The following is an 11,787-nucleotide window of genomic DNA, read 5'->3' as shown; positions in this document are numbered from 1 at the left end:
TGTCTAATAGAAGGCCTCTAAAGGACAGGATAAGGCTGGAACTCAGAAAAGCTGTCTAATAGAAGGTCTCTAAAGGACAGGATAAGGCTGGAACTTAGAAAAGCTGTCTAATAGAAGGCCTCTAAAGGACAGGATAAGGCTGGAACTCAGAAAAGCTGTCTAATAGAAGGTCTCTAAAGGACAGGATAAGGCTGGAACTCAGAAAAGCTGTCTAATAGAAGGCCTCTAAAGGACAGGATAAGGCTGGAACCCAGAAAAGTTGTCTAATAGAAGGCCTCTAAAGGACAGGTTGTGGCTGGAACTCAAAAAAGCTGTCTAATAGAAGGCCTCAAAAGGACAGGATAAGGCTGGAACTCAGAAAAGCTGTCCGAACTTAGTGCCCATTCGCACACCCTCACCTAGAAAACGGGAGGAGGACCGAGACATTACAGCCGCTATGAAATCCTGCTCTCACCCCACACAAAAAAAGAGCCCCACCAAGTGAGACTCCCTAAACCCCAAAAGCTCCAATCCTATTAAACTCTTTGACGAACCCTACCATGCCAGCTATCCCGCACACCGGCTGCCTTGCGCCCGTGTGCTATGTAATACAGCCCCATGGACACCAGAATCCACACCGCCATTGCGATATATAATTGGCGGAAACTTATCCATTGCGCTGCGAACCCAAGAATATACGGACCAACTCCGAGCGATGAATCAATTAGGATATAAAACGTGGAGGTCGCCAATGCTTTACGGTTTCCCGGTGATTCCTGAATCGCAATCGCCTGGAAGTTTGATTGCAATGTTCCGTAGCCAACCCCAATCAATGCCGCGGATAAGAGGAAAAAGAATCCATTATTCGCAAGGCTGAGCAGCAAGTACCCTAAAGATAAAACGGCCAGCAGCGGATAATTCATTTTGTTTGCGCCATAAAGGTCGAACCATTTCCCGGTAAACGGGCGGGTCACGATCAATGCCGCTGCATAAACAAGAAAGAAAAAGCTTGATACCTGCACCAAATCAATCTCAGCGGCGTAAATCGATACAAATGAAAGCAAGCTGGCATAAGTGAAAGCAAGGGCAAACATGATCGCAGAAATAGGGAGTGCTTTTGGCTCCATGAAGCCTCCGAGCTTAAACCAGCCTCCGACAGCATCCTGTACCACTGCCTTCTCCTTGTTATTTACCTGTGTGAATTTTGGCACTTTTAGAAATAGGGCGAAAATTATGTTGACCACGGCAGTAATAGTCCCCGCAAGCACAATCGTTTGAAATCCGGCGTGCTGACTGATGAGAATCCCTAAAAAAGGACCAACCGCCATCGCAATATTCATGGCCGTGGAATAATAACCGGTACCTTCTCCGCGGCGTTCATCCGGGATCAAGTCAGCAACAATCGCACCTGCTGTGGTCGTAATTAAGCCATGCGACAACCCGTGAATAAAGCGGATGACCATTAGCAGTGCTAAACTTGCCGCAACTAAATGCAGCCCCATTGCGATGACACCCAATATTAAAGACCAAATAAAGGCCCTTTTACGGTTGATGGTATCTAAATACTTCCCGATCACCGAACGAGCCACAACCGAGGCGAGGACAAAAATTCCAACCACCAGCCCCGCGATACTTTGGTTTGTTTGAAACTCCTTCGTTACATATAGCGCCATCGTGGTCATCAATGTGTAAAAAACAATATGGGTGAAAAAATTTGTACATGAAATGATGATAAAATCCTTTGTCCAGAGCTTTGACTGACTCATATGATTAAAGGCCTTCTTCCAATCTTAAAATATAAAACACTAAAAAACAGCAAATCCACTGTGATAACTATTTATTATAAGAACTTATTTATAGACTAGCAACATTTTTGCCAGATAAACCCACTTAAAATCATAGTTCAAAAAATCGATATTTAACCGATAATACGAATAGATTACTAGTTCGGAGAGTGACGGTCATGCAAATAATGAAGGGGATAAACGCAAATTCCCTGCCTCAACGCGAGCAGTCTGCTTCACCGCTTAAACAAGGTGAAGTCTGCTCTCTTCTGATAAAAACCAGAATAGGAAACGAGGAAGCCGTCGCTGTGATCAAGGGGCAGGAGGTACAGGTCCAGTTTGAAGGGAAAATGCCTTCAGGAGACCGGTTGACCGCCGTGATCGGTGCTGTGAATGAAAAGGGATTGCTTGTCGTCCGTCCCACTGCCAGCCAGCCCGCGGGAATCACAAATATAACCGATTCGCTGAAAACGATGATGGCGAATGCCGGTTTTCCCTTTGAAACAAACAGGGACTTACTCGCTGCAGCAAAGCGGGCGGCGGCAAGCGGCGGAACCGTTAATGAGGAAATCCTCACCAATCTGCAGTATTTTCTGGCTGAAGAACCGGGAACCATATCGGAAAAACTGAAAACGATCGCGACCATGCTGGAGAAAAAACTCGAGCTGTCCGTATCCCAGCTCCACGCTGTTCACCAAACCCTTCATGGAAAAAATACAGCTGAAACCTTAGCGCAGTTAGCACAAAGTCTCGGCATTCCAATTGGCCTGGAGACACAAACCGCATTGCCGGAAAAAGAGTTCCAGGTCATTAATCAGGCGTTAGAAGGAAAAGGAGACCTGTACAGTGCGGTAGAAAAGTGGTTCATGGAGTTCATGGCAGAGAAAAATGATGGAACACCAGAAACCCAAATCGACCAGACCTTAGCAGCAGAAGTTGTCCATACACAGCAAGCAGTGCCGGCAAAAAAAATCATCGTAACGGAAATAACCAAAAGGCTCGCAGGTCTTGCAGCAGATTTTAAAAAAGAACAGCGCAGCATTTCACTGAACTTGGAGCAGCTCGCCAAAAGTACAAATTCGAAACAAAACCGTGCTACCGCGAAACAAACACTTGAGAATACGATCCACAAACTGAATCAAGTTATTTTAAAAAGCGACATGATGCTGTACGCCGATATGGAAACAGAAAAGCATCTGCTCACAGCCAGCAGCAGACTGGCTGAGGCGGGGGGACTCATCGAAAAAGGAAACCTTGCTGAGACCAAGGCGATTGTTCAAGAGATAAAAGGATTAATAGACAAGATTCAATTCAAGCCGGCAAATGTAAAAATCATGCATTTTACAGAGGATTTGTTAAAGCAATCACTTCCCCGGCAGAATACTTTAAAGCAAACAATCAAGACTCAGATTGAACAAGCGGTCAAACCGCCGGCAATAAAGCAGCCAAGCGCCCGTCAAATCTTCGAGAACATCAAGGCGTTAGGATTGACTCATGAACTGGACGCAGCCGCCAACCTGCTGCAGCCAAAACAGGAACAGCTGAGCAGGTTGAACGCATCACTAAAGCAGGACCCGGAAAGGACAGTTCTGCCATTAGACCCGCAAACGAAGCACAATGCCATGCAGCAGTCAGAACAGGAGCTCAATTTAAAGGCAGCGTTAATAAAGTTCCTGCAAAGCGAAAGCAGCTACACCAGTTCGGGACACGATGCCGAGCAAACCATTGCCCATTTAACCGGACAGCAGCTGCTCAATAAATCGGAAGCAACAGGAATGCAGCAGCTTTATCTGCAGCTCCCGCTTCTTTTGAACAATAAAATGGAAAACATTAAAGTCTATGTTTCTTCTGAGAAACAAGGCGAAACATTGGACTGGGAAAATTGCAGCCTCTATTTTGTGCTGGAAACAAAGAAAATGGGAGAGATCGGGATTATGGTCCATGTGCAAAACCGCCAATTATCTCTCACTTTTAAAAATGACCAGGAGCTTTTTCAGGCAAAAATGGAGCCGCTGACAGGGGCAGCATTAGAGCGCCTGCAGGAAATCGGCTATCATACCGGGGCGATTCAGTACGGGGCTTTTACTAATAGTACGATGCCAACAGGAGAACAGCCAACGAGCGCAGCAAGCGAAACACGAAAGGCTCCTGCAGCTGTAAAGAAAGGATTTGATTTCTCTATATGATGACGAACAGACACTACTTCAATTTAATGAAGCGAAAAAAGAGCGGCGGACCGTCTGCTGCTGTTCTGCAGTATGACAGTGAAAACGTACGGCAGCTATCAGTAATCGGGAGTGCAAAGGGTGAATTGGCACAGCTAATTCTCGAAACCGCTATAGATAACGATATGCCGATCCAAAAGGACTCGACCCTCGTGGCCAATCTTCTTGACACGGAATTGGCAGGGGTTCCGCCGCAGCTGTATGCCGTCATGGCCGAAATTTTTCAGCTGCTGGAAAAAGTGGACCAAAAGTATTAAGCTAAAAGTAGGATATACTTTTCGCGAAAAAAAGGATGTGAAATGATGGAAATTCACCGTGTTTCAAAATCGCACCCGGCTAAGGCGAGATTAAATGAAAAGGTGGAAAAGGATTCGGTATCATTTATGTCGGTTATGGACCAAAAGCGGAGCGAGGTTCAGCTCGATAAACTGAATAAAATGCTCTACGATATCGATAAGCAGGGGGCAAAGCTCTCGGATTCCCGGACAGTTGAAAATTTGCGCCAATACAAAAAGCTTGTCAAGGAGTTTCTGGAGAATGCGGTGCAAAACGGGCTGGAGTTTTCAGAGGAGCGGGGCTTTAACCGCCGCGGTTCGGTAAAAATTTATAAACTTGTAAAAGAAGTCGATAAAAAACTCATCGACCTTACCAATGAAGTCCTAAACAAAGAAAAGGAAGGACTGCAAACGCTCAGTTTAATAGGCGAAATAAAAGGAATGCTGATCAATATTTATTCATAATCATTGATCAGCATTCCTTTTTTTTACTCAACTGTTTAGGAATTCATCCGCAGCAAATACTGCAGCTTATCCTCTTTAACCAAATGATATGGAGGGAGCTTTGTGCTCTTTTTTTGCAGATCGAGGAATTTATTTAATGTACTATCCAACTTCACTTGCTCATCCTCATTGTTCATAAACTGAAAACCATATTCCACCAGGTTATTGTTTTGTTCTTCCTTCCAGACAATTCGGCCGAGAAATTGAAGTGGTGTGTGCAAAACCTCCGTTTCAAATTGAAACACGACATCGCCTCTAACTGGCAGCTTTAGTGTCGAAATACAGCGGAGTCCGTCAATACTAATATCATCAATCAAAACCGTTGATTTCCCCAGATGCATGTCTTTCCCGGCAATGGAGATAAGCCGCATGCTGGAGGAAAGCGGATAAGGAAATTGCAGACGGTAATACTGGCGGTTTTTCCGCTCGGCTTTTTGTTTCGGATCGACAGGCAGCAGAATTTCTTTTTTCAGCAGCTGTTCAAACTCACTAACCGGCACCGGCCTGCTGAATAGATACCCTTGAATCTCTCGGCAGTTTTCCTTTTTCAGGATTTCTAATTGATCCATTGTTTCAACGCCTTCGGCAACGACGCGAATATTCAATCCTTTGGCCAAATAAATAATCGATTTGGCGATAAATAAGTCCCGCTCACTATCCTGCATACTTTGGATAAATGATTTATCAATTTTAAGAATATCAAAATGATACTGGGTTAAATATAAAAGGGAGGAATACCCTTTTCCGAAGTCATCCAAGGCTATTTTAATCCCTAATCTTTGGAAAATCTCAATCGCCTGTTGAACCATACTTTCATTATTTAACAACGAGTTCTCCGTAATTTCCAGCTCAATATCCTGCGGTTCAATGCCTGCTTCCTTAATGAATTTTGCCACCTCAATCGGCCAGTCTCGTTTGGTAAGGTGCGCAGCGGCAATATTCACGGAAACTGGCACAAGCGGCAGTCCGGCATCTTTCCACTGTTTAATTTGCCGGCATACCTCTTGAATGACCCAGTTATCGATATCAATGATTAAGCCGTTTTCCTCAGCAATCCCCAAAAATTCATCCGGAGATATATGTCCCCACTCGGGATGGTTCCAGCGGATGAGAGCTTCTGCGCTGAGCATTTTATTGGTATTTGCATCGACGCGCGGCTGATAATACATCACCATTTCCCCGTTCCTTAACGCTTTTTTAATATCCCGTCCAATGCTGAAGCATTTATAGGATTGAATATTATTCGAATCGGTAATGATATAATATTTGTTTTCCCCGCCTTTTTTCGCTTTCGTTAAAGCATGTTCGGCATTTCTGAATAACTCCAGACACTCAGTCCCCTTCCCCGGACATGCGGAGATCCCGATACAGACTGTCACATATAATTGAAAGTCTTTAATGAGAAAAGGTTCTTCCAAGCAATGAATAATAGTTTCTGCCAGCGTTCTTAGCGCGTCCATGGAAGACACACTGCCTACTAAAATGCTGAATTGAGCACCGTCTTGGCGGGCGAGAAGATCTTGCGGTGTCAGTTGTTCCGCGAGTCTTTCCGCAATCTTAACCAATAATTGGTCGCCGATTTCATAGCCAAGAGTATCATTGACATATTTGAAACGGTCAATATTTAGCATCATGATGGCAGATTTTTGTTTTCCGGCATGTTCTGACATCAGCTGCTCTATTTTTTCATAAAAATATTGCCTGTTTGGCAGTTTTGTTAATGGATCATATTTTGAAAGAAATTTAATTTGTTCTTCTAACCCTTTTTGAATGGTGACATCGGAAGTGATTCCATTCATCTGGGTTAATTTTCCCTTGCCGTCAAGAACAGGGATAATATAATCCTGTATCCATTTCACCGTCCCGTTCTTATGAATAATCCGGTATTGAAGACGGAAGGTTTCCCCCGTCCCCAAAACACGCAGGGCTTTCCTGTATCTTTGAATATCCTGCGGATGGATAATAGAGGTCCATTGGATGCCGTTTTGTAATTCTTCTGCTGTATACCCGGTGATATGTTCGACTCCTTTTGAGTTATTAGTGGTAAAGCCTGAAGTAACATTCATCGTCCAAATACTGAAATCGGGGATGTCAGACAGCAGAGAAAGCTGCTTTTCTTTTTCAATCATTTGGTCATACAATTTGCTATGGGTAATGTCTTGGATAAAGCCAGTTAGTCCTTCTAAGTAACCATTCGCATTTAGTAAAATATCTGCTTTTTCAAAAACATAGCGAAAGGTGTCGTCCTTTTTCGGAATGCGGTATTCCACTTTATATCCCGTTTTATTTTTCAAGGCTTCTTTAAAAATATGATTTACGTTTTCCTGATCCTCTGCATAAACGTATTGCAGCATTTTTTTATGGGCAGGGGTATAGCTGCTGTCCTCATTGATCCCGAAAAGTTCCGGGAATTGTTTTGAAAAATGAAATTGGTCATTTATAGCATCGTAGAAAAAATAGCAGATATTTTCAAGTTCATTAAAGGAGGATTGCACCTTTCTTGATAAATGCAGCTTCTTCTCCCATTCTTTATACTCAGAAATATCATTTATCACGGCGTAAACAATCGCTTCCGTCTGATCTTCTAGTGGAACAAGTGTGAGATTAACGTCGACTTTTATGCCGTTTTTCTTGAAGCTGACTGCATGGAACTGCTGTGTATTCCCTAAAAGGGCTTTTTCAAAATATGGCTGCGCCAGAGAGGCGTCATTTTGGAGGAAAATTTCAAAAAAGGGTTTTTTAAAGTCCTTTACCCCATATCCGAATTGAGCGGCAAAGGCCTGATTGAATGCGACAAGGTTCCCGTCCTTATCTAACTTGATGATAGAATTTAAGTGTTCTTGAATTTGAGGCGGACTATCTGCTAGAGAATCCTCATGGTATAAAAAAGGTGTTTTGTGCTTGTGAAAGAAGTTTTTCATGGATGACTGCCCTCCCCTGAGTGTATTATGAAGTTTAAATTATAGGAGTAAATTAAATTATGTAAATCCACAACAGCGATTATGGTTTGGAAAATCAACATATCTATCCATTTAAGCATATTGTCATAGTATAAAGGTAGTTTTCTATAAAATTGAACACATAAACATATACTATTTTACCATAATATATCCAGGAATATACTTTTCAGAAAATTCAAACTAGTATCGGTGCCTGGCACCGAAAATGGACATTTGTTCATGTGAGGGAGACAAATTAAAAACAGCCTTCATGACCGTTGTCTTTGTATCAAAGAGCGCCGGCGGTGAAGGCTGTTTTTTCTGCAAACTATTATGCTGTAAATATATGAATGATGGCGATTAACAGAGCTAATCCGAGCAAAGAAATGTGTATCGTACGCACTGTTTTTGCTTTTTTATTTTTCATTAATGTTGCTCCAAATATAGCGGCAATGGCCATAAATATAACGGATGCCAGACCGATAAACCCTTCGCCCTCCAATTCTCCTTCGCTCATAAACATGGTGACACCGTGGACAATGCTGATAACCAATGCGGCAATTCCAAGCGGAACATGAATTTTTCCTAAGAATTTAGTCAGAGATATGACGAAGCTTTTGGCACTAGGCAAATTGGCAATGGTCCATTTCATCGATCTTCTGATTGGGAAAAATACGCCTGCGGCTCCCATCGCAGCAGCCGTACCCCAGCCGAGCATTTTTCCTATTTCCTCATATGGTCCATCCTCTTCATCGCGGCCGTCACTATGCTTGCCATATTCACCCTGATAGTTATATTCATACCTTTCATCGTCATCATCGTCTGCAAACACAACCGTCTTCGCACCTGCACCAATTCCAATCAGCAATAAAAAAACAATCATTAATAATTTCGCGTATCTCATCACACGAGCTCCCCTTTCCTACATCAAGTATTATTATTCATTAGGGTAAACTACAATTATGACAATAAACTGAAAAATGCAGGGAAGAACTCATTCACCGATAAAATTCCTCTGCGAAAGTATGGTTTGGAAAAATAGAGGCAGGGATATGGGGAGAAATGTCGAATAAATTATACTTAGAAAGTTTCTCTTACTAAATGAAGCAGCAGCTTTTGCTGTTTGTAATGGCGTGAAAGATTTGCCGTGCCAGGCAGAGAGCACTCGTTTAGCTGTCTTCTAATCTTAATGACTATGCCAACGGACAAAAGCAGACATAATTTTTCAAAAGGATGATATTGAATGAGAAAGCGGGGGACTTTTTAATGAATATCGAAGAATACGAGAACGTAAAGTCCATTCATCGTGTGCCAGTTACTAAGCTTCGTTTAGAGTGTGATGCCAGCCAATTCTCTTTTGAAACGACAACCAATCTCGAAAAGCTGCCAAAGGAAATGATCGGGCAAAGCCGTGCGGAACAGGCGATGGAATTTGGCTTATCGGTCGAACAATCGGGCTATAATTTATTTGTCGTCGGACCATCCGGTACCGGGAGAATTACCTATACACAGGATAGTGTGGAAAGAATGGCGAAAACCCGCACCGTACCTGATGATCAATGCTACGTCTATAACTTTGAAAACCCCGATCGGCCTTTGGTTATCTCTCTGCCTGCCGGAAGCGGTGTTCAATTCCAGCGCAAAATCGAAACGCTGTTAATCGATATCCAGCGGGAAATGCAGTCTACATTTTCCGGAGAAGTCTATGAAAAAGGAAAAAGAACGATTTTAGAAAAATACCGCGCTAAAGTCAGCGGGTTTTGGGAAGATGCTGAGCAATTCGCCGGCGAACTCAACTTTAAAATTGAACGGACCCCAACAGGCATCAATACATTTCCGCTGCTCTTCGGCAAACCGATGGACCGCGCAGCCTTTGAAGCCTTGTCTGATGAAAATAAAGAAATGTTAAAAGTAAAAGAAAAGCAAATCGAGGGGAAAGTTCAGGAAACCGTCTATCAGATAGGAAAAATAAACGAAGAACTGCGAAAAGCGATGGAGCAGTTTATGCGTGAAACGTCAGCAAAAGCCATCGAAGGTCTTTTTATACCGCTAAAAGAAAGCTATAAAGATAATGAAAAGGTTCTGGATTATATCGAAGCCTATTTATATGATGCGGTTGAGCATTTCTCTATCTTTCTGCCGGATGATGACAGTGACTCTGATGAAAATATAATGCACTCTTTAGTTGGGACAAAAGAGCAGCAGCTGCACCGCTACACAGTGAACCTATTTGTTAATAATAAAAACTTAACAGGTGCCCCGGTTATTTATGAGACCAATCCAACTTATCAAAATTTATTCGGCAAGATCGAATATCGCGGTTCGTTTGGCAGCTATATGACCGACTTTACCTTTATTAAGTCCGGTGTGCTGCACCAGGCAAATGGAGGTTATTTAATTTTGCAGGCGACTGAATTATTGCAGCAGCCATATGCCTGGAATCTGTTAAAAAGAGCCCTGCAAACGGAAAAAATCTCGATTGAAAATCCGTATGAGGATCGCAGTCTTTTCCCAACATCGGGATTAAAGCCTGAGCCAATTCCGTTAAATATCAAGGTCATCATTATCGGTTCCTACTATTTACACGATTTGCTTTCAGCCGCAGATGAAGATTTCCATAAACTATTTAAAGTAAAAGTTGAATTCAATACCGTCATGGACAAAAATGATGAAAACAGTCAGAAGATGGCCTACTTTGTGAAAAATTTTGCTGAGCAGGAAGGTCTTCTGCCATTCCATCGCAGCGCTGTGGCGAAGGTCATTGACTACAGCTCCCGCCTTGTCGAAGAACAGACCAAGCTCTCTACCCGCTTCCAGGAAATAACAAAGGTACTGGTTGAATCAAGCTATTGGGCGAAGAAGGCGAATATGGAAGTAGTCGACGACCGTCATATTCAGAAGGCGCTCATGGAACAATTCAACCGTTCCAACCATATTTCCGAGCAGTATCGTGAGATGATCAGTAAAGGCACGATCATGGTCGACACAGACGGTTACCGTGTCGGACAGATTAATGGGCTGGCAGTCATGGGAACGAGGGACGCTGTTTTCGGTATTCCGACGAAGATCACCGCCCAAACCTTTGTCGGCAAGAGCGGGATTATGAATATCGAACGGGAAACAGCTATGAGCGGACAGATTCACAACAAAGGAATGCTGATCCTTACTGCTTTCCTTTCAGGCGAATTTGCGAAAAATAAACCGATCCCGCTTTCAGCAAGTATTACATTCGAGCAAACGTACAACCCGATCGACGGAGACAGTGCATCCTCAACCGAACTATATGTGCTGCTCTCTTCACTTTCCGAAGTTCAGATAAACCAAGGAATTGCCGTGACAGGCTCGGTCAACCAATGGGGAGAAATCCAGCCAATCGGCGGTGTAAATGAAAAAATTGAAGGCTTCTATCATATTTGCAAAGAAAAAGGACTGACAGGAAAACAAGGGGTTATCATTCCGAAGCAGAATGTACAAAACCTGATGCTGGATAATGAAGTGATTGAAGCCGTGACAAAAGGTGAGTTCCATATTTGGGAAATCGGCCATATTGCAGAAGGAATTGAAATCCTGACAGGCGTCAGCGCCGGCAATGTCCGCGATGTCAACGGACAGTACCCGCCGGATACCATCTTCGCCAAGGTGGAAGAACGCTTTAAGAAAATGTACGAAGCCGCTGCCGCAAGTGCTGCGAATACACCAAATCGTTGATTAGAACATGAAAAAGCGCGGGGATACTGTGTCCCGGCGCTTTTTCTTTGTATTGAAATTGATAAAGGGGAAAAGGGTTAAAATTCACTGTCATCGAGAGAAACCTGGTCCATTTTGAGATCTTCTATAAGACAGTTTTTTTAGGTTATCGCCTTATCGTGTCCTTTAGAGGACTTCTATTAGACAGCTTTTCTGGGTTTCCGCGTCAACCTGTCCTTTTGCGGTCTTCTATAAGACAGTTTTTCTGGATTCCCGCGTCATCTTGTCCTTTAGAGGTCTTCTATAAGACAGCTTTCCTGGATTCCTGGCTCATCCTGTCCTTTAGAGACCTTCTATTAGACAACTTTTCTGGTTTCCTGCGTCATCCTGTCCT

Annotated in this window: 7 protein-coding genes; 4 read left to right on the top strand and 3 right to left on the bottom strand. The window is 43.2% G+C overall.

Going from position 1 to position 11,787, the window contains the following annotated elements; genetic code table 11:
- Positions 1-515: 515 nt before the first annotated feature.
- The gene (locus HNR53_RS08575) at positions 516-1,745 is read right to left on the bottom strand and encodes an MFS transporter (RefSeq protein WP_184524888.1); all 1,230 of its coding nucleotides are present in this window, start codon (positions 1,743-1,745) and stop codon (positions 516-518) included.
- Between the two features lie 197 nt (positions 1,746-1,942).
- Between HNR53_RS08575 and HNR53_RS08570 the strand changes: the two genes are divergently transcribed.
- Genes HNR53_RS08570 through HNR53_RS08560 form a run of 3 tightly spaced genes read left to right on the top strand, consistent with a single transcriptional unit; the run spans position 1,943 to position 4,728 of the window.
- Complete coding sequence (locus tag HNR53_RS08570) at positions 1,943-3,949, top strand: hypothetical protein (RefSeq protein ID WP_184524886.1); 2,007 nt, start codon at positions 1,943-1,945, stop codon at positions 3,947-3,949.
- Positions 3,946-4,245, top strand: a complete 300-nt coding sequence (locus tag HNR53_RS08565; protein WP_184524884.1) for an EscU/YscU/HrcU family type III secretion system export apparatus switch protein — start codon at positions 3,946-3,948, stop codon at positions 4,243-4,245. The genes HNR53_RS08570 and HNR53_RS08565 overlap by 4 nt, the downstream gene beginning before the upstream one ends.
- A gap of 42 nt (positions 4,246-4,287) precedes the next feature.
- The gene (locus HNR53_RS08560; RefSeq protein ID WP_343065303.1) at positions 4,288-4,728 is read left to right on the top strand and encodes a YaaR family protein; all 441 of its coding nucleotides are present in this window, start codon (positions 4,288-4,290) and stop codon (positions 4,726-4,728) included.
- A 35-nt stretch (positions 4,729-4,763) separates the two neighbouring features.
- On the opposite strand, the gene HNR53_RS08555 is transcribed toward HNR53_RS08560, so the two are convergent.
- Together HNR53_RS08555 and HNR53_RS08550 are read right to left on the bottom strand one after the other, a co-directional pair.
- A complete protein-coding gene (locus HNR53_RS08555) occupies positions 4,764-7,688 on the bottom strand; it encodes an EAL domain-containing protein (protein WP_184524882.1) in 2,925 nt (974 codons plus the stop codon).
- 349 nt (positions 7,689-8,037) lie between these two features.
- On the bottom strand, positions 8,038-8,610 hold the full coding sequence (locus HNR53_RS08550; RefSeq protein ID WP_184524880.1) for a hypothetical protein: 573 nt from the start codon (positions 8,608-8,610) through the stop codon (positions 8,038-8,040).
- Positions 8,611-8,972: 362 nt separating this feature from the next.
- Here HNR53_RS08550 and HNR53_RS08545 point away from each other — a divergent pair, with 362 nt between their 5' ends.
- On the top strand, positions 8,973-11,414 hold the full coding sequence (locus tag HNR53_RS08545; RefSeq protein ID WP_184524877.1) for a Lon protease family protein: 2,442 nt from the start codon (positions 8,973-8,975) through the stop codon (positions 11,412-11,414).
- The last annotated feature ends 373 nt before the right edge of the window (positions 11,415-11,787 follow it).

This window comes from Bacillus benzoevorans (genome assembly GCF_014207535.1).
Classification (GTDB): domain Bacteria; phylum Bacillota; class Bacilli; order Bacillales; family Cytobacillaceae; genus Bacillus_BD; species Bacillus_BD benzoevorans.
Note: the sequence above shows the minus strand (reverse complement) of the source record. Positions and strands in the feature narration are given on the sequence as shown.

What these genes read in the sequence shown, in the direction of transcription:
- HNR53_RS08575 (WP_184524888.1), bottom strand. Translation starts at nt 1,745, where the DNA reads ATGAGTCAGTCAAAGCTCTGGACAAAGGATTTTATCATCATTTCATGT.
- HNR53_RS08570 (WP_184524886.1), top strand. Translation starts at nt 1,943, where the DNA reads ATGCAAATAATGAAGGGGATAAACGCAAATTCCCTGCCTCAACGCGAG.
- HNR53_RS08565 (WP_184524884.1), top strand. Translation starts at nt 3,946, where the DNA reads ATGATGACGAACAGACACTACTTCAATTTAATGAAGCGAAAAAAGAGC.
- HNR53_RS08560 (WP_343065303.1), top strand. Translation starts at nt 4,288, where the DNA reads ATGATGGAAATTCACCGTGTTTCAAAATCGCACCCGGCTAAGGCGAGA.
- HNR53_RS08555 (WP_184524882.1), bottom strand. Translation starts at nt 7,688, where the DNA reads ATGAAAAACTTCTTTCACAAGCACAAAACACCTTTTTTATACCATGAG.
- HNR53_RS08550 (WP_184524880.1), bottom strand. Translation starts at nt 8,610, where the DNA reads ATGAGATACGCGAAATTATTAATGATTGTTTTTTTATTGCTGATTGGA.
- HNR53_RS08545 (WP_184524877.1), top strand. Translation starts at nt 8,973, where the DNA reads ATGAATATCGAAGAATACGAGAACGTAAAGTCCATTCATCGTGTGCCA.